This window comes from Nitrosomonas sp. H1_AOB3, assembly GCF_015709435.1.
GTDB classification, from domain to species: Bacteria; Pseudomonadota; Gammaproteobacteria; order Burkholderiales; family Nitrosomonadaceae; genus Nitrosomonas; species Nitrosomonas europaea.
Map to the genome: position 1 here is coordinate 2,661,054 of NZ_CP054389.1, position 21,403 is coordinate 2,682,456.

Genomic DNA, 21,403 nt, shown 5'->3' on the forward strand with positions numbered 1-21,403 from the left:
CTGAAGATATAGTGGTAGCCTGCTTTACGGTATCTGCTCCCGGGTTAAAAATGCACACATCATTTTTGGAGTAACCCGGTTCAATTTGTACATATCAAAAGGAGCAGTGGAAATGGGGACAAATCAGATTCTGGATGAAATCAGGGAAGTCAATCTCAGTTATTTGCTGCTGGCTCAACAAATGCTGCGTGAAGACAGGATTGCTGCCATGTACCGTTTGGGTATCGATGAGGATATAGCCGATATCCTGGTCAAACTGACCAATAGTCAGTTGCTCAAAATGGCCGGATCCAACATGTTGTTGTGCCGGTTCCGTTTTGATGACAGCCTGATTGCAGAAATACTTACCAGTCATAAACAGGATCGTGCACTGACACAATCCCACGCCGCAATACTCATGGCAGGTCTGCCTGCTGAGAAAATTTCCTGAGTTCCCGCATAAAGGAGGAAAAATCATGAAAGGGAAAAGTATTTTATCCGAAGGTAAACAGATTCAGCTTGCTACGGAACTGGTTCGTCTGGGTGCAAGACTGCAAGTGCTCGAAGCATCCACCACGCTCAGCCGGGAACGACTTGTGAAGCTGTATAAGGAAGTCAAAGGTGCTTCTCCTCCCAAAGGTATGCTTCCCTATTCGGAGGACTGGTTTACAGGATGGCAGCCTAATATGCATTCATCATTGTTCATCAATATCTACAACTACATTACCCGATACACGAAAGTGCGCGATATCGATGCGATTATCAAGAGCTATCAACTGTATCTGGAACATATCGAAGCCAATCGCCTGCAGCGTATCCTGAGCTTCACTCGTGCCTGGACGCTGGTGCGTTTCGTAGAGAGCAAAGTGTTATCCGTCACATCCTGTGTCAAATGTACCGGTAATTTTCTGGTGCACAGCCTGGATATTCAATCCAATCATGTCTGCGGACTTTGCCATGTTCCTTCACGCGCCGGTAAAACCAAACGGGTGGCACAGGAAGCCAGGGCAGCACAAGAAGCTGGAGCTGGAGAACTGTGTGTGATCTGATGTTGAATAATATCTATTCTGTTTTGTTTTCACTGATTTATTCCCGATAACAAGCACCTGGCTCATAAATGACTGCCGGGTGCTTTGCTCCAATTTCCCGGAAAACTGACAGGACGTTGTAAATATACCTCACGCACGATATCAGCAAATTCTGGTGCTTGATCCTGAAATCCAGGATAATCGGCCATAATTAACTCTTTCCGGCCGATGGGGGTCATTTCCTGAGAATCCCCAGGCTTGTCAGCATTACCCATCCCGAAAATATTCTGACAATTGAATCTGCTCAAAGCACTGGCCACTGTCAGCAGTATGACACTGGTTTCACGTATCCTTGGTTTTGTACGAGATCTGATCATTGCAAGGATATTTGGTGCAGGGGTAGCGACCGACGCCTTTTTCGTAGCATTCCGTATTCCAAACCTGTTGAGGCGCCTGTTCGCGGAAGGTGCTTTTTCCCAGGCATTCGTTCCTGTTCTGGCGGAGTATAAAAACAACCGTACGGAGGAACAGACCCGGGAGCTCATCGATCACGTGGCAACCTTACTGGGTAGCGCATTATTCATCGTTACACTGGTGGGTATCCTGGCAGCACCATTGATTATTTATATCAGCGCGCCGGGTTTTGCCGGTGTGCCGGATAAATTCGAACTGACCATCGCGCTGCTTCGAATCACTTTCCCTTATATTTTTTTCATTTCATTGGTGGCGCTTGCGGGTGGAATATTGAATACTTACAGCCATTTCTCAGTGCCTGCCCTGACTCCGGTTTTACTGAATCTCTCCTTTATCGGTTGTGCATTATGGCTGGCACCATTGATGGATCCGCCTGTTCTTGCACTGGCCTGGGCTGTATTCATTGGCGGTATGTTGCAGCTGGCTTTTCAGATACCTTTTCTATTGCGCCTGAAAAGAATGCCGCGTTTACGTTTTGGATTCCGTGACAGCGGGGCATGGCGTGTACTCAAGCTCATGGGGCCAGCAGTATTCGGAGTTTCGATCGGGCAGATCAGTCTGCTGATCAATACTATTTTTGCATCACTGCTGATCACTGGCAGTGTTTCCTGGCTGTACTATGCTGACCGGCTGATGGAATTTCCGGCAGGTATGCTGGGGGTGGCGCTGGGTACCGTAATTCTGCCGTCACTGTCACGCCACTATACGCAGAACAGTACAGAGGAATTTTCACGTCTGCTGGATTGGGGATTGCGTCTGACTTTTCTGCTGACACTGCCAGCTGCTGTAGCCCTGGCATTGTTGGCCACTCCTCTCATTACGACGCTGTTTTATTATGGTGCTTTTACCGTGGAAGACGTGTGGATGACCCGTGAAGCACTGATTGCCTACAGTGTCGGGTTGCTTGGGTTGATACTGGTGAAAGTGCTGGCACCAGGCTTTTACGCCCGGCAGAACATCAAAACTCCGGTCAAGGTTGCAATTCTGACGCTGGCGGCGACTCAACTCATGAATCTCGCATTCATAATTCCCCTGAAACATGCCGGTCTGGCACTGGCCATCAGCCTGGGCGCTTGTCTCAATGCAGGGGTACTTTACTCCAAGTTGCGTTCGCAGGGAATTTATCAACCCTTGCCTGGCTGGGGAATTTTCATATTCAAGATTCTGGTTGCATTGATCGTAATGGGTGCCGGATTGTGGCTGGCAACCGGAAATAGTGCTGAATGGTTTGTGCTGACGGCGACCGAGCGTGCGATAAAACTGGGGCTGGTAGTAATACTGGGAGGGATTGGCTATTTTGCGTGCCTGTGGATGCTGGGGTTCCGATTGCGTGATTTTGCGCGGCAATAGCCTTTCTCGATGTGCACCGACAGATTCATTCTGCATATTTATCCGATCCTGCGTCAGGAGATGTCTCAGTGTACTGGATGCTGGTTTTATTTTTCCGACGTGAATCAAATTAAGATTGCTTCCCCGAGCTTGAGCCGAGAGATATTTTTGTTATATACTGCCGGCCGCAGCAAGATTTTATGAAATTTTTTAAAGGAACTTTTATAATGAAATTTGCTTACGCAGCTGTTATCGCCACCGCATTTCTGCTGGTAGCATGTGGACGTCCGTCGCAGGCTCTTCCAGAAACTGAAAGAGAGAATTACGAGAAAATCATATCCGGTCAAAAAATTGAATGTCCGCACGGTATTGACGGAAATGGCAAGTGTTTGAAAGAAGGTGAAACTGGTATCCCGGAAGGGCACTAAACTATACAGCTTCAAAATAAAACCGCCTTTCAGGCGGTTTTTTTATTATGGATGAACCAGTCGCAGCATTGTTTGAGGAGTATAGCTCGACGTAGAAACTGGGTTGAGTTATATACAGATGAGCCGCCAGATTGCCCATATCTTCAGGGAGGCGGTATGCACGTACTGTTCTGAATACTTACTTGAGTTGTTCGCGCAACAAGTCAAGTATGCGTTGAGCAGTTTCTGAACCTTCCGCAACACCATTCGCATTGAGCACGCTGACTTCACTGTTCAACCCAACCTCGCTTATTTTGATCTGGTATTTCTCCGCTGAAGCATCCTTATTATTATCATCAGTATCACTTGACCAGAAAGCCAGCTTGGAGAGTAAACCTTTACCTTCAGCCGCTCTGCGAGTTTCTTCATCAGGGCTGATATATCGGACAAAATAGATTCCACTCGAGCGATCCCGGTCTTCTACGGTAAAGCCGATCCGGTCGAGCTCATTGCCCACCCGTCGCCATGCGCGATCAAACGGCTCCTTTATGATCAATACGCCTTTACGGGTCTTGTCCAGGAAGGCACGTTCCTCGACTGTGCTGCTGGCAGCAACTTCGGCAGTTGCACGTTCCTCATCCACACCAAAGCGTTGCATCAGGCGGCTGAGCATTTCCGCTTCCAGCTCAGGGTCGGATTTGCGTGGTTGCCAGATGGTACGATTGGTGTTGCGATCTGCCAGTACCTCGATCATGCCGCGGTGGCTGATATAAACCTCGGTTATACCAGGTTGCTCCTGTTCCAGGCGAGTGCGGAACTTATCGCGCTCAGCGGTGGAATAAAGGCCATCCAGGAAAGTTGATAGTGCGCTTCGGATAATATCCTGAGGAATCTTGGCGCGATTTTCCGCCCAGTCGGTTTCCATGATTCCCACATCAGGTGCTTCCATTTTGAGCAGAAACCCCATGTCTTGCCAGAATTCCTTGATAACAGGCCATACTGTAGCAGGTTCACGGGGTATGACCAGCCAGCGTTGTGTGCCGGATCGTTCGATATGAATTCCATCCTGTGCCGCGGTGGCAGAGAGTACGGGTGATCCTGATCGATCTCTCAATTGCCCATTACGTGCGTTGCTGTAGGTTGAGAATGTTGCACTGCCGGATGCATCTACATCCGGTACGGCAAACCGGTCGTTTGTTTCAGGGCTGGTCAGATCTGGCGGAACTTCAAGCGGCGGAAGTTTGCCAGCCGACTTGTAATCAATCTTTTTGTTTTCGGGCAACAGACTGCAACCCGGAATAAGAGCCGCAAGTATGATATTTGCAATCAGAAGCGTTGCCAGATGCTTGTTGCGCATGGTAAACCTTTAAACCGTGATGCCAGCCTGGAGCATGGCTTTTCTGATTAGTTCGTGATATTGACTGGATAAAGCTGTCAATGGCAGGCGCAGACTATCGTTGATCAATCCCATCCTTGCGACGGCCCATTTGACCGGAATCGGATTGGCTTCGACGAACAGATCAATATGCAGCCTGAACAGCCGGGTATTGATTTCCCGTGCCCGGGCCAAGTCACCGGCAAAGGCAGCGGTGCACATCTCGTGCATCAGCCGGGGTGCGACATTGGCTGTTACCGAGATAGTGCCATGACCGCCGAGTAGCAGCAGTGCCAGTGCAGTAGCATCATCTCCGCTGTAGACCGCGAAATTATCGGGCACACGCTGCAATAAATCACATCCCCGCGCAATGTTGCCAGTGGCATCTTTGATACCGACGATACCGGGAATCTGCGCCAGCCGCAACGCAGTGTCGTTGCTGATATCTACTACGGTTCGTCCCGGTACGTTGTACAGAATCATCGGGATATCGACTGCTTCGGCAATTGCTTTGAAGTGTTGGTACAACCCTTCCTGGGTGGGTTTGTTGTAATAGGGGGCTACGGATAAGCAGGCGTCTGCGCCGGCATTCTTCGAAAATACCGTCAGCTCGATTGCTTCGCGCGTCGAATTGGCGCCTGTGCCGGCAATGACCGGAATGCGTCCGGCTGCGTGGGTGACAGCCGTGCGGATCAGCAGATGGTGTTCATCGAAATCCACGGTAGGAGATTCGCCTGTGGTACCAACCACGACGATACCATCCGTTTTCTGTTCGATATGAAAGTCGATCAGGGCGCAGAATCTGTCGAGATCCAGCGCCCCGTCTTCGAGCATGGGTGTAACGATAGCTACCAGGCTACCTGTGAACATGGCATATTATCCATCTGAAAACAATGATCGTTATTCTACCCGAAACCACCTGCCTTCATCCAACTTCAGCGATGGGTCATGAGGCAGTTTAACGTTGTGCGGTAAATTGCATGTGGCCGTTACTGTATTCCACCAGAATAGTATCTCCGGCAGAAAAATGGCCTTCCAGCAGCTCTTTCGCCAACGGATTTTCGATCTGAGCCTGAATGGCTCGTTTCAGCGGCCGTGCACCGAATACCGGATCGAACCCGACTTCGGCCAGTTTGGTCAGTGCCGGTTCTGAAACTACCAGTTTCATTTCCATTTGTGCCAGTCTTTTGCCCAGGTTGCTCAGCTGAATCCGGGCAATCGATTTGATATGCGCTTCACCCAGTGCATGGAAAACGACTACTTCGTCGATACGATTGATGAATTCAGGCCGGAAATAGGTTTTAACCTCTCCCATCACTGCCAGTTTGATGACCTGGTAATCGTCTCCGCTCATTTGCTGGATCATTTGTGAACCCAGGTTGGAAGTCATGACGATAACCGTATTCTTGAAATCCACGGTACGGCCCTGACCATCCGTCATCCGTCCGTCATCCAGCACCTGCAGCAGGACATTGAATACATCCGGATGCGCTTTTTCCACTTCATCGAGCAAAATGACGGAATAGGGTTTGCGCCGCACCTGTTCAGTCAGATAACCGCCCTCCTCATAGCCGACATATCCCGGTGGCGCACCGATCAGGCGTGCGACCGAATGTTTCTCCATGAATTCGGACATATCTACCCGGATCAGGTGTTCCTCGGAATCGAACAGAAATCCTGCCAGTGCTTTGCACAGCTCGGTCTTGCCCACCCCGGTCGGCCCCAGAAACAGGAAAGACCCATACGGGCGATTGGGATCAGCAAGCCCGGAGCGTGAGCGGCGGATTGCATCGGAAACCAGGCGGACGGCTTCATCCTGGCCGATGACACGTTCATGCAACTTGTCTTCCATGAACAGCAATTTCTCACGCTCACCCTGCATCATCTTGGAAACCGGAATGCCGGTTGCACGCGAAACGACTTCGGCGATTTCTTCGGCACCTACCTGGGTACGGAATAACTTTGGTTGTACAGCTTCCTCGGCCGATTCGGCGTGATGGAGCTGTTCGGCAAGCTGTGCTTCCAATTGCGGAATACGGCCATACAGTAATTCAGAAGCTCTCTGCAGATCTCCCTTGCGTCGGGCAGCTTCCTCTTCACGGCGTAGTTTATCCAGTTCTTCCTTGATTTCCTGTGAGCCTTTTGCACGGGACTTCTCTGCTTTCAGTATTTCATCCAGATCAGCATATTCCCGTTCCAGTTTGCTGATTTCTTCTTCAAGCAATGCCAGGCGTTTTTTAGAAGCATCATCCTTTTCTTTCCTGACAGCCTCACGTTCGATTTTCAGCTGGATCAGACGCCGGTCGAGCTTATCCATGACTTCCGGTTTGGAATCCTGCTCCATGCGAATGCGTGCTGCAGCTTCGTCAATCAGATCGATGGCTTTGTCCGGCAGAAAGCGGTCAGTGATATAGCGATGGGAGAGTTCGGCTGCTGCCACGATAGCCGGATCGGTGATTTCCACGCCGTGGTGCAATTCATATTTCTCCTGCAGACCGCGCAGAATGGCAATCGTTGCTTCAACGCCGGGCTCATCCACCAGCACTTTCTGGAAACGGCGTTCCAGTGCGGCGTCCTTTTCAACATATTTGCGATATTCATCCAGTGTGGTTGCGCCTACGCAGTGCAGTTCTCCGCGTGCCAGCGCCGGTTTGAGCATGTTGCCCGCATCCATGGCACCTTCCGCCTTGCCGGCTCCCACCATCGTATGCAGTTCATCGATGAACACGATGGTGCGGCCTTCATCCTGCGCCAATTCTTTCAGCACGGCTTTCAATCGTTCCTCGAATTCTCCGCGGTATTTGGCACCTGCCAGCAGCGCTGCCATATCCAGTGACAGCACCCGCTTGTTTTTCAGTGTTTCAGGTACTTCCCCGTTGACGATGCGCTGTGCCAATCCTTCCACGATTGCCGTTTTCCCGACCCCGGGCTCGCCAATCAGGACCGGGTTATTTTTGGTGCGCCGCTGCAGCACCTGAATCGTGCGCCGGATTTCATCATCGCGTCCGATCACGGGATCGAGCTTGCCTGACCGAGCACGCTCAGTCAGATCCAATGTGTATTTCTTCAATGCTTCACGACTGCCTTCTGCTTCGGCATCGGTCACCTTTTCTCCGCCACGCACGGAATCGACCGCCTGTTCCAGCGCAGCACGTGTCGCTCCATATTGTTTCAGCAATCGTCCGGTTTCTCCTTTGTCTTCCAGCGCTGCCAGCAGGAACATTTCCGAGGCGATGTACTGATCTCCTCTTTTCTGCGCTTCCTTGTCCGTCAGATTGAGCAGATTGGCCAGATCGCGGGAAACATTGATTTCTCCGCCCGTACCTTCCACTTTAGGCAGAAGTTTGAGGCTTTGCGTCAGTGCTTGGCGCAATGGTTGGGCATTCACACCGGCGCGCTGCAGCAGAGAAGTGATGCTGCCGTCATCCTGCTGCATCAGGGCGAGCAGCAGATGCTGCGGTTCGATATAGGGATGATCCTGACCCAGCGCCATGCTTTGCGCATCGGCGAGTGCCTGTTGAAACTTGGTGGTGAATTTGTCAAACCGCATATCATCTCCTGAAAATAAAATAGGTTGGAATGCCCCTACTATATGATGTAACCGTGAAATTTCAAGCTGGCTGCAGGATTTGATTTTGTAATCAAAAATATCTTGTTCCGCATAATGTGTTTTGTCTAACAGAATGATCCAGTCGGTGAGTGGCGGTATAATCGGCCCTTTCCAAATACAGCAAGATTATTGTCTTGAGTCGTTTTATGTCTTCCAAACCTGAACTTTTCCAAAGGACGCCATGGTTGAATGGCGAAGATATCGAAGCCAAACGTACAGAGTTGCGGGCCTATTTTCACACTACCCTGGACAAGTACGAGCAGCTGTTCGAGACTTTGCGCGGTGACGAGGCCTATTACGACAGGCCGATTTCATTGCGTCATCCCCTGATTTTTTATCTGGGACATACCGCTACTTTTTTTGTCAACAAACTGGTGTTGGCCGGAGTACTGGCAGAGCGTATCAACCCGAGGCTGGAATCCATATTTGCGGTGGGTGTGGATGAAATGAGTTGGGATGATCTGAATACAGCTCACTATGACTGGCCGACGGTTGAGGAGGTGATGGCTTACCGCCGCGCCATGCGTGACAAGGTGGATGCGCTGATCAGCTCCTTGCCGCTGACTTTGCCCATTTCATGGGAAAGTCCGTGGTGGGCGATCGTGATGGGTGTGGAACACGAACGTATCCATCTTGAAACTTCTTCCGTATTGATCCGCCAGCATAAACTCAAATATGTACAGTCTCATCCCGCCTGGCAACCCTGTCGTAACAGCGGAAATGCACCGGAGAACGAGATGATCCTGGTTCCGGCGGGGAAAGTGGTTCTGGGTAAAGACAAGGCAGATCCTGTTTACGGATGGGATAACGAATATGGTCACCATGAGGCTGAGCTTTCTGCCTTCCAGGCCAGCCGTTATCTGGTAAGCAATCAGGAATTTCTTGGTTTCGTGGAAGCACGAGGGTACGAAACGAATGATTACTGGGAAGAAGAAGGGCTGGCGTGGCGGCAGTTCAGTGGGGCTGCGTGTCCGACTTTCTGGATACGGGAAGGTGACCAGTGGCGCTTGCGCCTGATGACAGAGGAAGTACCCATGCCCTGGAACTGGCCGGTGGAAGTCAATTACCATGAGGCCAAGGCATTCTGTAACTGGAAGCAGAAAACAACCGGGCAGCCGGTGCGTTTGCTGACCGAAGACGAGTGGTACCGTTTGTATGATGTCGCAGGGCTGACCGAGGTACCGCATACGGAACCGGCAAAAGGTAACATTCATCTCGATCACTATGCTTCCAGTTGTCCGGTGGATGAATTTCAGCAGGGTGAATTTTTCGACATCGTGGGTAACGTCTGGCAGTGGACGGAAACACCCACCTATCCTTTTACCGGTTTTGAAGTGCATCCGTTGTACGATGATTTTACGACCCCCACTTTTGACGATCGGCACAATCTCCTCAAAGGAGGATCGTGGGTCGCGTGCGGCAATGAATCCATCTGGGTGTCACGCTACGCTTTCCGCAGGCATTTTTTTCAGCATGCCGGATTCCGTTATGTGATTTCCGATATGCCTGCCACCCACCACAGTTCACATTATGAAACTGACAAACTGTTGTCGGAGTATGCCGAATTTCACTATGGTGATACCTATTTCGGGGTGCCCAATTTCTCGGTGGCACTGGCCGAGTTGGCCATTGCTGCGATGAGCGGCCGTCCGGCACGCAGGGCGCTCGATCTGGGGTGTGCTTCCGGGCGTGCAACGTTCGAACTGGCACGACATTTCGATCATGTCACCGGTGTCGATTTTTCTGCGCGTTTCATCAACCAGGGCGTGGCACTGGCGGAACATGGCATCCTGCGTTATACCCTCGTGGATGAGGGAGAGCTGGTTTCCTACCGGGAACGTACACTTGCCGGACTGAATCTGGAGAGTGTCAGGCACAAGGTCGAGTTTTTCCAGGGGGATGCCTGTAATCTCAAACCGATACTGACAGGTTACGATCTGATTCTGGCAGTCAACCTGATCGACCGTTTGTATGAACCTGCCAAATTCCTGACCATGGTGCATGAGCGGCTGAATCCGGGGGGGATGCTGCTGATTGCATCGCCTTATACATGGCTGGAAGAACATACCAAACGGGAACACTGGATTGGCGGTTTCAAACGGGATGGTGAAAATTTTACTACGCTGGACGGCTTGAAAGAAATACTGGGTAAACATTTCCGGCTGATTGGAGCGCCATGTGAAGTGCCTTTCGTGATTCGTGAAACCCGGCATAAATTTCAACATACCTTGTCGGAAGTGACAATCTGGGAGAGAGTTGTTTGAGCGTCGATTTCGACCGCGAAATCGATCGTACCGGGACATGCAGTACGAAATATGACGGCCGTCAGGCAACGTTCGGTCATCCGGATGTCATGCCGTTGTGGGTGGCGGATATGGATTTTGCTGCTCCGGCAGCAGTGACTGAAGCACTGGTCGCACGCGCTGCCCACCCGGTTTACGGCTATACGCTTTTTCCTGACAGTCTGTATGAAGCGTTGATCAACTGGCTGAAATTGCGTCATGGCTGGAAAGTAGAGCGGGAGTGGATCGTCCTTTGTCCCGGGGTAGTCCCTTCACTGAGCACGGTAATTCTTGCGCTGAGTGGGCCAGATGAATCTGTCATCGTTCAGCCGCCGGTATATTATCCGTTCTTCTCGGTGATCAAAAAGACAGGTAGAAAACTTCTGACCAGTGCATTGCAACTGGTGGAAGGAAGCTATCGGATGGATTTTGCTGATCTTTCACAGCAGGCGGTTTCTGCGCGCATGCTGCTGTTCTGTTCACCACATAATCCGGTTGGCCGGGTGTGGAGTATGTCGGAACTGGAGAGGTTGCTGGATATTGCCAGACAACATCGACTCATCATCGTATCTGACGAAATTCACGCTGACCTGATTTACCCCGGTAACAAGCATCATATCCTCGCCAGCCTGGCCGGTTCTCCAGAATCAATTATTACTGCTGTGGCACCAAGTAAAACGTTCAACATCCCCGGACTTAATTTATCTGCTTTGATTGTTCCCGATCCGGCGTATCGGGCAGCTATTCGTGACCGGCTGGAAATGATGCACGTCAGTGCCGCCAATCCGTTCAGCGTAGTGGCGTTTGAAGCAGCTTACCGTGCCGGAGGTGAATGGCTGGAAGCGCTGATGACCTATCTCGCGGATACGCGGGAAATGGTACGACAATATCTGGCTGAATATCTGCCGCAAATCAGCCTGATCTCTTCACAGGGTACCTATCTGCTGTGGTTGGATTGCCGCAGGCTTGGCATGAGCGATGATGAACTCAAACATTTTTTCATTTTCGAGGCGGGGATCGGTATGAACCCCGGCATCTCGTTTGGCAAGGAAGGCAGCGGTTTCATGCGTATGAACATCGGTGCGCCCCGACACCGGATCAGGCAGGCGCTGGAGAGCATTCGCAGTGCACTTGAACGAAGAAGAAACAGCATTTCCTAAAAAAGGTTGATTTATTTTTCAGGAAAATGCTGGTAAATAGATGAATACGATTGTAACTGCGAGTTTTTCTGTTTTTCACATTCTGGAATTTACGCTATGTCTCGTAGCCCTCGGCAAGAATCACTATCCGATCCCGTCAATAGCAGTGAACTCACCATTACTGATGTTCTGACGCACGCAAAACCACAAACCAAGCAACAGGCAACTTTCCAGCGCCTGATCCGGCAAATTGACGAGCAACGAGCTCAGGTTGTGGAGTGGCACACTTATAGCGAACGCTACGGTCAGCGCGTGGGCAGCGAATTGATGCCCCTGTTTGCACAACTGCGCGAAAAACGCATCGCCATGCTGCATCTGCTTGACACGCAATTTCATCAGAGCAATGTCATTCGTGGCAAGCAACAGCGCGCAAAGTTGTGCGACATCATTCTCAACCTGGCGCATGAGTTGTTGCTTGAGCAGCGCGATGAGGAAATCGTGGCGCTGTATGACAAATATAGCGATCTCAGTTATGACGACCAGGCTGAGATTGATAAGGCAATCTCGCAGGACATGGTTGAAGAGCTGTTTGGTGTGCGTCTGGACGATGACAATGCAGATGTCAGCATGGAGGAAATGCTGGCAAAAGCCATGCGCCAACGGCAGGAAGAAGAAGCCAAAAATAAAGCCGGATCAGGCTCACGCCGCCGTAAATCAGCCAAACAGGCGGCCGCTGAGGAGAAACGTGCGGCAGCAAAAAAAGAAATCAGCCAGTCCGTGCGTGAAATTTATCGCAAACTGGCCAGTAGCCTGCATCCTGATCGCGCAAGCACCGATCTGACGGCGGATGAGAAAACCACCCTGATGCAGCGCGTCAACCAGGCTTATGATCGGAGCGATTTGCTTGAGCTGCTGAATATCCAGCTCGAAATCGAACAGATTGATACCAATTACCTCACCAACCTGCCTGATGAACGTATTGAACATTACATTCAGGTACTGCGTGAGCAACTGGCGGAACTCAAGGCGGAGCTTGCGTCGTTATTGATGCCCTACTGGAAGCTGGTGCCTTATACACAAAAGATCAGGCCGACTCATGTTGACAAGGCAATGGATGCTGAAATCACGCGGCTGGAAATGGATCTGCGGCAAGCTGATATTGATCTCATCGCTTTCCAGGATGCCAAACAGCTCGCGACCTTTATTAAGCACTATCAGGTGAATGATGGGTTTGACGAGTTTGATGATGGGTTGCAGATGTTGGGTGATTTACTGAGCAGTTTTTCTGCGCCACCTCCCCGCCGACGTAAGCGCTGAACACCCATCCGGGCATACCTCAAATGCCGGGACGGCAAATTTGATTTTTCAATAATGAGACCAAACTAAACAACCACCGGCTAAAGCCGGTGGTTGTTTAGTTTCATAAAGCTATCTGTAGCGTCCTGGTTTGCTTTGCGCCGGTAAAGCGCTACCATAGTTGAGCAAACTGATTTGTTAACAAGAAAGGAAATCACCATGAAAACTGTCAAACATTTGCTACAGGAAAAGGGGCATACTGTAGTTGCCATTGGTCCGGATGATTCAGTATTTAACGCCATGCAGAAAATGGCAGCCGATAATATCGGTGCATTGCTGGTCATGAAAGATGAGAAACTCGTCGGTATTCTTACAGAGCGTGATTTTTCCAGAAAATCGTATCTGCTGGATAAGCCGGTGAAGGATACACAGGTGAAGGAAATCATGACCCGTCAGGTGGCTTACGTCGATCTGAACAATACCAATGAGGATTGCATGGCCCTGATAACAGAAATGCGTGTCCGGCATTTACCTGTTCTGGATGATGGCAAGGTTATCGGTCTGCTTTCAATAGGGGATTTAGTGAAGGATGCTATTTCGCAGCACCAGTTCGTCATTAATCAGCTTGAACGCTACATTTACGATACGCGGGAAATTTGACAGGAAAAATCTTCCCGCGTCATTAAAAGGGGTGGTTATTAAGCTAATATGATGCATGGAATATTCCATGTATCTGGCGAGATGCCAGGAATGATTACGTCACTAAACCATTTTCAGTTTAGTCTGTTTATCTGCTTGTACAGATCTGCCTGTGCAGACAGGCAGATCTGAAATGAAATACCACGCATCGAATCAGTAATGGCGAGTAGAGAAATTATCGCAATCGTTGTCCCTGGCCACCCTGGTCGTTGCTAGTCGCGTGAGTGGTGTGGCAATCCAGAAAATACCGGTAGGTGTGATGGTTATCCTGTGCGTCCTGTCAGTTCCATCTCGGATGGCTTCACTCCCTCAGCGTTTGTCATGACGGAGGATTATCGTTACGCCTGAAGCGGTACAGGTATATTAATGATTGAGTGAGCCGATTCAATTCTGGATTGTTACAGTTCTGCGGGGACCACGTTGGATAAAAACACAGGACGAACAAAGATCTCTTTTCTTCGATCATGTTTATCAAACTAAACAAGGGATTGGATCTGCCTATCAGTGGCGAGCCGGAGCAGTGTGTATATGCTGCGACTGCAGTACGCCATATCGCTGTGACGGGAGTGGATTACATCGATCTCAAACCGACCATGAAGGTAGCAGAAGGTGACAGGGTCAGGCTTGGGCAACCCTTATTCGAATATAAAAAACTGCCTGGTGTCGTATTCACTGCTCCCGGTGCCGGGCGAATCGTGGCAATTAACCGGGGGACAAGGCGCATACTGTTATCGGTTGTCCTTCAACTGGATGAACAGGAGGATGAAGAGACTTTCATCAAATATGCTCCGGATGAACTATCCAATCTGACAGATGAGCAGGTCAAAGAGAATCTGCTGATCTCCGGCTTGTGGATGGCATTACGTACTCGTCCCTATAGTAAGGTGCCTGATCCTGCCACACGGCCCGCCGCAATTTTCATTACCGCTATAGACAGCAATCCCCTGGCTGCGGATCCCGTACCTATTATCACGGCAGAGATGGAATCCTTTAATCATGGTCTGAGAATTCTGTCGCGTTTGACTGATGGGCCATTATGGGTCTGTCAGAGTCCCCAGGCGAAATTATCGTTACCTGAAGATTTGCCACAATTGCAGCAAGCCCGGTTTGCCGGGCCGCACCCTGCCGGTCTTCCCGGTACGCATATCCATTTTCTTCAGCCAGTCAGTGCATATAAAACAGTCTGGTATCTGAATTATCAGGAGGTAATTGCCATCGGTAAGCTGTTCGTAACCGGGCGCCTCTGGATTGAGCGTATCGTGGCGCTTGGCGGGCCCGGGGTCAAGAAGCCGCGTCTGTTACGTACCCGGTTGGGAGCTTCACTAGAGGAGTTATTGGCTGGTGAACTGGTTGAATCGATGGATAAGCGTGTTATTTCCGGTTCAGTCTGGTCCGGTCGCAAGGCGGTGGATGAACTGGCTTTTCTGGGGCGGCATCATTTGCAGGTCACTGTAATTGGAGAGAAGAGTGAGCGGGAATTCCTGGGTTGGCTTAACCCCGGGGGAAATAAATATTCCAAGTTGAATGTACTGTTTTCCAGTTTCTTTCGCAAAAGGAGAAAGTTCGAATTTACGGCCAGCCAGCAAGGCAGCCCGCGTGCCATGATTCCGATCGACACTTTTGAAGAAGTCATGCCACTCGATATATTGCCTGCACAACTCTTACGCGCGTTGCTGGTGATGGATACCGATATGGCGCAAAAGCTGGGTTGTCTCGAACTGGATGAAGAAGATCTGGCGTTATGTTCATTCATATGTGTGGGTAAGCATGACTATGGTGTAATCCTGCGAGAGAATTTACGACAAATCGAGAAAGAAGGATAAGCACTCCATGCGTCGTCTGTTTAATAATATAAAACCACATTTCGATCGAGGCGGAAGATTCGAAAAATATTACGCCTTATATGAAATGGTGGATACTTTTTTATATACGCCAGACGACTCGACCCGCTCTGCACCGCATGTGCGCGATGCGATTGATCTTAAGCGCCTGATGAGTTATGTGGTCATCGCATTGCTGCCCTGTATTCTATGGAGTTGGTATAACACTGGTTATCAGGCGAATCTTGCGCTGCAGGAACTGGGAGAGATCGGCCAGAACTGGCGTAACAATCTGCTGCTGACACTGAATGTCGGATTCGATCCCGGCAGTGTCCTGGCCAGCACAATACATGGTTTACTGTATTTCCTGCCTATTTACCTGACGACACTGGCGGTAGGTGGATTCTGGGAAGTGTTGTTCGCGTTGGTACGTAAACATGAGGTAAATGAAGGATTCCTGGTTACTTCCATGTTGTTCGCATTGACCTTGCCACCTAATATGCCGCTGTGGATGGTTGCACTGGGAATCAGTTTCGGAGTGGTGATCGGCAAGGAAGTTTTTGGCGGAACCGGTAAGAATTTTCTCAATCCTGCATTGGTGGGGCGCGCGTTTCTCTATTTTGCCTACCCTGCGGATATTTCGGGTGATCTGGTCTGGGTAGCGGTTGACGGTTACACGAGTGCGACACCATTGGGATTGGGTGCGATTGGCGGTATGGAAGCGGTGACGGCAGGTGGCTACACCTGGTGGAATGCCTTCATCGGTTTGATGCCTGGTTCCCTGGGAGAAACTTCGACGCTGGCTTGTCTGCTGGGTGCAATATTTCTGATTTATACCAAGGTCGCATCCTGGCGTATCATTTTTGGTGTGTTCTTTGGGATGGTGGCAACCAGTTTTTTGTTTAATATATTAGAAAGCGATAATCCGATGATGGCCATGCCCTGGCACTGGCATCTGGTGCTGGGTGGTTTCGCTTTCGGTATGGTATTCATGGCGACTGATCCGGTTTCTGCTGCCATGACCAACGCCGGGCGCTGGGTGTTCGGTTTATTGATCGGTTTTATGACGGTCTTGATTCGGGTGGTGAATCCGGCTTTTCCGGAAGGGATTATGCTGGCTATCTTATTTGCCAATGTATTTGCACCGCTGATCGATTATGTTGTCATCCAGCTTAATATTCGTCGGAGGCTGCGTCGTCATGGCTGAGCCGAATTCAGCTCCCGTTCAGCATAGTGCCCGGAGAACGGTGGGTGTAGCGCTGGCCGTGTGTCTGGTTTGCTCCCTGTTCGTGACCAGTGCTGCAGTGACGCTCAGGCCGATACAGATAGCCAATCAAGTTAAGGAACGTCAACGTGTGCTGGTGGAGCTTGCCGGTCTGACTGCATCGGGATTATCTATCGAGAGCGCTTATCGTCTGTTCGACGTGCGTATGGTTGAGCTTGCGAGTGGCAACTTCGTGGATGATCAGGACACGGAACGATTCGATATTACCAAAGCGGCGAAGGATGAGACTCAATCCACTGCGCTGACTCGTGAAGAGGATATCGCGCAGATCCAGCGGAAACCTAAATATCTGCCAGTTTATCTAATTCATAACGAAGCTGGAAAACTGGAAACATTGATCCTGCCCATATACGGCCACGGATTATGGTCTACGCTTTACGGTTTTATTGCCTTGGAAGGGGATTTGCGCACAGTCAAAGGGCTCCGGTTTTATCAGCATGCGGAAACACCGGGATTAGGAGGAGAAGTGGACAATCCGCGCTGGCTTACCTCGTGGGAAGGTAAAGTCATTTTTGACGAAGCTTGGCAACCGCGTATCGAATTGATCAGAGGGTCAGTTGGAAGCGCTACACCTGACAGCCAGCATAAAGTGGATGGTTTATCCGGTGCGACCATGACTACGCGAGGCGTCGATAATTTATTGAAATTCTGGTTTGGAGAGAATGGTTTTGGCCCTTTCCTGCTTCGTTTACGTGAAGAAAGGAGTTGAATGATGGCACAATCCGTCCGCAAAATTTTATTTACACCCGTTGTTAACGAAAATCCGATTACACTGCAAGTACTGGGGATCTGTTCAGCGCTGGCGGTTACCAGCAAAGTATCTACAGCTTTGACTATGTGTATTGCTTTGACGCTGGTCGTAGCCTGTTCCAGCATGCTGATCAGTCTGATTCGTCATTACATCCCTACGAATATTCGTATTATCATACAAATGACGATTGCCGCCTCGCTGGTGATCGTGGTTGACCAGTTCCTGCGGGCATTTGCTTATGAGGTCAGTCGGGAGCTCTCGGTATTCGTCAGTCTGATCGTTACCAATTGTATCGTCATGGGGCGGGCAGAGGCATTTGCCATGAAAAATCCGCCTTGGCCGAGTTTCCTTGATGGATTGGGTAATGGTCTCGGGTACAGCGCGATTTTGCTGATAGTCGGGATAATACGTGAACTGTTCGGTTCGGGCTCCCTGCTGGGAGTTACGATTCTGCCACTCATTCGGGATGGTGGTTGGTATGAACCCAATGGATTGTTATTATTGCCGCCCAGCGCTTTCTTTCTGATCGGATTGATCATCTGGGGGGTACGTTCCTGGAAAACGAATCAAGTCGAGCAACCCGAGTTCCGCATCCAGCAGACCCATAGTCCTACTGAGATCATAAGATGAACAGTCTGACCGGTTTATTTATTACCGCAGTTTTCGTCGAGAATCTTGCGCTTACTTTTTTTCTTGGCATGTGCACTTTTCTGGCCATTTCCAAAAAAATAGAGGTGGCGTTCGGCATGGGAATTGCCGTGATCGTCGTCCAGACATTGACGGTTCCCATCAATAATCTGGTTTATCAGTATCTGCTTCGTGACGGTGCTCTGGTCTGGGCAGGTCTGGCGGAGATTGATTTAACTTTCCTCGGGCTCGTCAGTTATCTTGGGGTTATCGCCGCGATAGTACAGATTCTGGAAATGTTTCTGGATCGTTTCATGCCGGCTCTGCACAGTGCATTGGGCATCTATCTGCCACTGATTGCCGTGAATTGCGCCATTCTGGGTGGTTCATTGTTCATGGTGGAACGTGACTATAATTTTACTGAGAGCCTTGTATATGGCCTCGGCTCCGGTTTTGGTTGGGCGTTGGCAATTGTTGCGCTGGCTGGTGTACGTGAAAGACTCAAATATTCGGATGTGCCAGACGGCTTGCAGGGACTGGGCATTACTTTTATCAGTGCGGGATTGATGGCTATGGGATTCATGGCCTTCTCCGGCATTCGGCTTTAACATTTGTGAATAAAATCGTTATATCCCCTCCCTGTTTTCATGGCATAGCAGACGCGATATTTGCGACTCATCTATCCGACATGCTTCGTCATTGTATGTTGAATACTTTATTTCCAGGCTATTTGTCGCGATTACGTTACAGGCCCTAATCCGAAATCGCGTATGCTGGAAATCTTTCTCGGTGTTTTTTTCTTTACTGCGATAATTATCGTCCTGGTATTTGTCATCCTTGGTGCGCGTGCCAAATTGGTAACGCATGGTCGTGTCACAATCAATGTGAATGATGAGCGCACTATCGAAGCATTGACCGGAGGGAAGCTGCTCGGTACGCTGGCCACTGCTGGTATTTTTGTCAGCTCTCCCTGTGGTGGAAGCGGTACATGTGGTCAATGTCGTGTCAAGGTATTCGAAGGTGGCGGAGATATTCTGCCCACCGAGACTTCCCACATCAACAAACATGACGCGCGGGCCGGCTACCGTTTGTCCTGCCAGGTTTCCGTCAAACAGGACATGAAGATCGTTGTACCCGATGAGGCATTTGGGGTAAGAAAATGGTCTTGTAAGGTCCGTTCCAATCATAACGTCGCTACGTTTATCAAAGAGCTGGTACTGGAGCTTCCCGAAAGTGAACAGTTCGATTTTCGTGCCGGCGGTTATATCCAGATCGAGTGTCCGCCCTATGTTAGTGCATTCAAGGATTTCGATATAGAAGAACGTTTCCGCAAAGATTGGGATCATTATGATTTTTGGCGCTATGTTTCGAAAACACAGGAACCTGTCATGCGCGCCTATTCGATGGCCAATTATCCCGAAGAGCGGGGCATCATCATGTTGAATGTACGCATTGCAACGCCTCCACCTCAGCGTGAAGATGTACCACCAGGCCAGGCTTCATCCTATATTTTTTCGCTCAAGCCTGACGATTCGGTTACGGTCACGGGGCCATTCGGCGATTTTTTCGCGCGCGATACCGAAAATGAAATGATTTTCATTGGTGGTGGTGCAGGCATGGCACCCCTGCGCTCCCATATTCTCGATCAGTTATGCCGGCTCAAATCCCGGCGCAAAATTTCCTTCTGGTATGGTGCTCGCTCCAGGAATGAAATGTTCTATGTCGAGGATTTTGACAGGCTATCGAAGGAATATGACAATTTTAAGTGGTACGTTGCTTTGTCTGATGCATTGCCTGAGGATAACTGGCAGGGGTATACTGGTTTCATCCATCAGGTATTGTTCGATAACTATTTGAAAGATCACCCCGCTCCGGAGGATTGCGAATATTATCTGTGTGGCCCGCCCATGATGAGTAAGGCAGTTATCGATATGCTGATTGGTCTGGGTGTCGAACAGGAAAATATATTGTTCGACGACTTTGGAGGATGACAATCATTATGATGAAAGCTTCACTATCCATGTCTCCCCGGTCGATTATGATCATCATTGCAGCTTTCCTGATTATGATGGCACTGCTTGGACGGATTTTTTTTGCTTCTTCTCTTACCCAGTCACACGTGCATGGCTATACCATGGGGACGAAGTACAGTGTGAAATACCGTCATCCGGAGGGTGGTTTTACACCTGATACAGCACAAAAACAGATAGAGTCGGTTCTCGACGAAATTAACCGGGCTATGTCTACCTACGATCCCGAATCGGAACTTTCACGCTTGAATCGAGCAACTACATCTGATTGGATCCCGGTTTCCGACTCATTATTTACCGTACTTGAAGCGGCGCTGGAGATAGGTGCGCGGAGTGAAAAAGCTTTCGATATTACGGTCGGACCGGCGGTAAATCTCTGGGGGTTCGGGCCCGAGTTCCATTCCGAACGAATTCCTGATAAAAGTGAAATTGCTGCGGTACTTCCGGCAATCGGTCAGGATAAGCTCGTGCTCGATCGAGAAACGCATGCTATCCGCAAGCTACACTCTGATATCTATATAGATTTATCTGCTATTGCCAAAGGATATGCGGTCGACCGGGTAGCGGAAATATTCGATGCACGGGGCATTGAACATTACCTGGTCGAAATCGGCGGTGAGATTCGAGCACGTGGTACCAATGCGCAGAATACTCCCTGGCAAATCGGAATCGAGAAACCACATCACCAATATGGTCGTTCCGCTCCATATAAGATACTGTCCTTGCAGGATACAGGGTTGGCAACTTCAGGAGATTATCAAAATTTCTTCGAAATTGAAGGCCGTCGTTACAGCCACCTTATCGATCCCACTACCGGCTGGCCGGTGGAAAATGGAGCGTCTTCGGTTACCGTACTGGCGGAAAGTTGCATGGTTGCAGATGCATGGGCAACGGCATTGTTGGTGCTCGGGCACGAGCGTGGCCTGACTATTGCTGAAGATCAAGGCATCGCGGTTCTCTTCATTGTCAACCAGGAAGGTGTTATCAAAGGATATACGAGCAGTCATTTCCCGGCGGAGCGTGCATCCGATTTTACTCAGATTTTTATTGCAACCTTCCTGGTAATGGGGCTTGCGCTTATCGCCATGGCGATCGGGGTCATCGGCGGACGTCAGCCTCTTGCCGGCAGTTGTGGTGGGCTGGGTCGCATGGGACTGGGATGTGAAGCCGGTTGTGATCAGTCTTGCGCAAAACACGATGGTAAAAATAGCGTGCACTAAAAATGCCTGATCTCGGGTTTTGAGGCAAAGTTTTTTCGCATGAGTGGACGCG

At 50.0% G+C, this 21,403-nt stretch carries 19 protein-coding genes; 15 read left to right on the forward strand and 4 right to left on the reverse strand.

What is annotated here, in order from left to right; all coding sequences use genetic code 11:
- The first annotated feature begins 112 nt into the window (after nt 1-112).
- Together flhD and flhC are read left to right on the forward strand one after the other, a co-directional pair.
- Nucleotides 113-430 carry a flagellar transcriptional regulator FlhD gene (gene flhD / locus HRU73_RS12490; protein ID WP_011112880.1) on the forward strand — a complete coding sequence of 106 codons (318 nt, stop codon included), beginning with the start codon at nt 113-115 and terminating at the stop codon, nt 428-430.
- A 25-nt stretch (nt 431-455) separates the two neighbouring features.
- Entirely contained in the window at nt 456-1,028 is a 573-nt protein-coding gene (gene flhC, locus HRU73_RS12495) for a flagellar transcriptional regulator FlhC (RefSeq protein WP_011112879.1), read from the forward strand.
- A gap of 62 nt (nt 1,029-1,090) precedes the next feature.
- On the opposite strand, the gene HRU73_RS12500 is transcribed toward flhC, so the two are convergent.
- Nucleotides 1,091-1,282 carry a hypothetical protein gene (locus HRU73_RS12500; RefSeq protein ID WP_041356871.1) on the reverse strand — a complete coding sequence of 64 codons (192 nt, stop codon included), beginning with the start codon at nt 1,280-1,282 and terminating at the stop codon, nt 1,091-1,093.
- A 19-nt stretch (nt 1,283-1,301) separates the two neighbouring features.
- Here HRU73_RS12500 and murJ point away from each other — a divergent pair, with 19 nt between their 5' ends.
- Nucleotides 1,302-2,831, forward strand: a complete 1,530-nt coding sequence (gene murJ, locus HRU73_RS12505) for a murein biosynthesis integral membrane protein MurJ (RefSeq protein ID WP_011112878.1) — start codon at nt 1,302-1,304, stop codon at nt 2,829-2,831.
- A gap of 206 nt (nt 2,832-3,037) precedes the next feature.
- Nucleotides 3,038-3,238, forward strand: coding sequence for a hypothetical protein (locus HRU73_RS12510; protein ID WP_041356870.1), 201 nt, complete (start codon nt 3,038-3,040; stop codon nt 3,236-3,238).
- A gap of 178 nt (nt 3,239-3,416) precedes the next feature.
- Here the strand turns inward: HRU73_RS12510 and bamC are convergent, their stop codons facing one another.
- The 3 genes from bamC to clpB form a co-directional block, all read right to left on the reverse strand.
- Nucleotides 3,417-4,574, reverse strand: a complete 1,158-nt coding sequence (gene bamC / locus HRU73_RS12515) for an NlpB/DapX family lipoprotein (protein WP_011112877.1) — start codon at nt 4,572-4,574, stop codon at nt 3,417-3,419.
- A gap of 9 nt (nt 4,575-4,583) precedes the next feature.
- Nucleotides 4,584-5,462, reverse strand: coding sequence for a 4-hydroxy-tetrahydrodipicolinate synthase (gene dapA, locus HRU73_RS12520; RefSeq protein ID WP_011112876.1), 879 nt, complete (start codon nt 5,460-5,462; stop codon nt 4,584-4,586).
- Nucleotides 5,463-5,550: 88 nt separating this feature from the next.
- Complete coding sequence (gene clpB / locus HRU73_RS12525) at nt 5,551-8,142, reverse strand: ATP-dependent chaperone ClpB (RefSeq protein ID WP_011112875.1); 2,592 nt, start codon at nt 8,140-8,142, stop codon at nt 5,551-5,553.
- Between the two features lie 206 nt (nt 8,143-8,348).
- Here clpB and ovoA point away from each other — a divergent pair, with 206 nt between their 5' ends.
- The 11 genes from ovoA to HRU73_RS12580 all read left to right on the forward strand — a co-directional run bounded on the left by ovoA (nt 8,349) and on the right by HRU73_RS12580 (nt 21,351).
- Entirely contained in the window at nt 8,349-10,466 is a 2,118-nt protein-coding gene (gene ovoA, locus HRU73_RS12530; RefSeq protein WP_011112874.1) for a 5-histidylcysteine sulfoxide synthase, read from the forward strand.
- Nucleotides 10,463-11,644 carry a pyridoxal phosphate-dependent aminotransferase gene (locus HRU73_RS12535; RefSeq protein ID WP_276818783.1) on the forward strand — a complete coding sequence of 394 codons (1,182 nt, stop codon included), beginning with the start codon at nt 10,463-10,465 and terminating at the stop codon, nt 11,642-11,644. Before ovoA ends, HRU73_RS12535 begins: the two co-directional genes overlap by 4 nt.
- Nucleotides 11,645-11,740: 96 nt before the next feature.
- Nucleotides 11,741-12,940 (forward strand): J domain-containing protein, encoded by a 1,200-nt coding sequence (locus HRU73_RS12540; protein ID WP_276677652.1) that lies wholly within the window; start codon nt 11,741-11,743, stop codon nt 12,938-12,940.
- Nucleotides 12,941-13,138: 198 nt separating this feature from the next.
- Nucleotides 13,139-13,579 carry a CBS domain-containing protein gene (locus HRU73_RS12545; protein WP_011112871.1) on the forward strand — a complete coding sequence of 147 codons (441 nt, stop codon included), beginning with the start codon at nt 13,139-13,141 and terminating at the stop codon, nt 13,577-13,579.
- Between the two features lie 503 nt (nt 13,580-14,082).
- Nucleotides 14,083-15,441: a Na(+)-translocating NADH-quinone reductase subunit A gene (locus tag HRU73_RS12550; protein WP_276818782.1), complete on the forward strand. Its 1,359-nt coding sequence runs from the start codon at nt 14,083-14,085 to the stop codon at nt 15,439-15,441.
- A 7-nt stretch (nt 15,442-15,448) separates the two neighbouring features.
- Entirely contained in the window at nt 15,449-16,645 is a 1,197-nt protein-coding gene (locus tag HRU73_RS12555) for an NADH:ubiquinone reductase (Na(+)-transporting) subunit B (protein ID WP_287398866.1), read from the forward strand.
- A complete protein-coding gene (locus HRU73_RS12560; RefSeq protein ID WP_276818781.1) occupies nt 16,638-17,432 on the forward strand; it encodes a Na(+)-translocating NADH-quinone reductase subunit C in 795 nt (264 codons plus the stop codon). The genes HRU73_RS12555 and HRU73_RS12560 overlap by 8 nt, the downstream gene beginning before the upstream one ends.
- Nucleotides 17,433-18,104, forward strand: a complete 672-nt coding sequence (locus HRU73_RS12565; protein ID WP_287398867.1) for an NADH:ubiquinone reductase (Na(+)-transporting) subunit D — start codon at nt 17,433-17,435, stop codon at nt 18,102-18,104.
- On the forward strand, nt 18,101-18,709 hold the full coding sequence (gene nqrE / locus HRU73_RS12570) for an NADH:ubiquinone reductase (Na(+)-transporting) subunit E (RefSeq protein ID WP_281870955.1): 609 nt from the start codon (nt 18,101-18,103) through the stop codon (nt 18,707-18,709). The genes HRU73_RS12565 and nqrE overlap by 4 nt, the downstream gene beginning before the upstream one ends.
- Nucleotides 18,710-18,871: 162 nt before the next feature.
- Nucleotides 18,872-20,092 (forward strand): NADH:ubiquinone reductase (Na(+)-transporting) subunit F, encoded by a 1,221-nt coding sequence (gene nqrF, locus HRU73_RS12575; protein ID WP_287398868.1) that lies wholly within the window; start codon nt 18,872-18,874, stop codon nt 20,090-20,092.
- A gap of 8 nt (nt 20,093-20,100) precedes the next feature.
- Nucleotides 20,101-21,351: an FAD:protein FMN transferase gene (locus HRU73_RS12580; protein ID WP_287398869.1), complete on the forward strand. Its 1,251-nt coding sequence runs from the start codon at nt 20,101-20,103 to the stop codon at nt 21,349-21,351.
- Nucleotides 21,352-21,403: the final 52 nt, after the last annotated feature.

What these genes read in the sequence shown, in the direction of transcription:
- flhD (WP_011112880.1), top strand. Translation starts at nt 113, where the DNA reads ATGGGGACAAATCAGATTCTGGATGAAATCAGGGAAGTCAATCTCAGT.
- flhC (WP_011112879.1), top strand. Translation starts at nt 456, where the DNA reads ATGAAAGGGAAAAGTATTTTATCCGAAGGTAAACAGATTCAGCTTGCT.
- HRU73_RS12500 (WP_041356871.1), bottom strand. Translation starts at nt 1,282, where the DNA reads ATGGGTAATGCTGACAAGCCTGGGGATTCTCAGGAAATGACCCCCATC.
- HRU73_RS12510 (WP_041356870.1), top strand. Translation starts at nt 3,038, where the DNA reads ATGAAATTTGCTTACGCAGCTGTTATCGCCACCGCATTTCTGCTGGTA.
- bamC (WP_011112877.1), bottom strand. Translation starts at nt 4,574, where the DNA reads ATGCGCAACAAGCATCTGGCAACGCTTCTGATTGCAAATATCATACTT.
- dapA (WP_011112876.1), bottom strand. Translation starts at nt 5,462, where the DNA reads ATGTTCACAGGTAGCCTGGTAGCTATCGTTACACCCATGCTCGAAGAC.
- clpB (WP_011112875.1), bottom strand. Translation starts at nt 8,142, where the DNA reads ATGCGGTTTGACAAATTCACCACCAAGTTTCAACAGGCACTCGCCGAT.
- ovoA (WP_011112874.1), top strand. Translation starts at nt 8,349, where the DNA reads ATGTCTTCCAAACCTGAACTTTTCCAAAGGACGCCATGGTTGAATGGC.
- HRU73_RS12540 (WP_276677652.1), top strand. Translation starts at nt 11,741, where the DNA reads ATGTCTCGTAGCCCTCGGCAAGAATCACTATCCGATCCCGTCAATAGC.
- HRU73_RS12545 (WP_011112871.1), top strand. Translation starts at nt 13,139, where the DNA reads ATGAAAACTGTCAAACATTTGCTACAGGAAAAGGGGCATACTGTAGTT.
- HRU73_RS12550 (WP_276818782.1), top strand. Translation starts at nt 14,083, where the DNA reads ATGTTTATCAAACTAAACAAGGGATTGGATCTGCCTATCAGTGGCGAG.
- HRU73_RS12555 (WP_287398866.1), top strand. Translation starts at nt 15,449, where the DNA reads ATGCGTCGTCTGTTTAATAATATAAAACCACATTTCGATCGAGGCGGA.
- HRU73_RS12560 (WP_276818781.1), top strand. Translation starts at nt 16,638, where the DNA reads ATGGCTGAGCCGAATTCAGCTCCCGTTCAGCATAGTGCCCGGAGAACG.
- HRU73_RS12565 (WP_287398867.1), top strand. Translation starts at nt 17,433, where the DNA reads ATGATGGCACAATCCGTCCGCAAAATTTTATTTACACCCGTTGTTAAC.
- nqrE (WP_281870955.1), top strand. Translation starts at nt 18,101, where the DNA reads ATGAACAGTCTGACCGGTTTATTTATTACCGCAGTTTTCGTCGAGAAT.
- nqrF (WP_287398868.1), top strand. Translation starts at nt 18,872, where the DNA reads ATGCTGGAAATCTTTCTCGGTGTTTTTTTCTTTACTGCGATAATTATC.
- HRU73_RS12580 (WP_287398869.1), top strand. Translation starts at nt 20,101, where the DNA reads ATGATGAAAGCTTCACTATCCATGTCTCCCCGGTCGATTATGATCATC.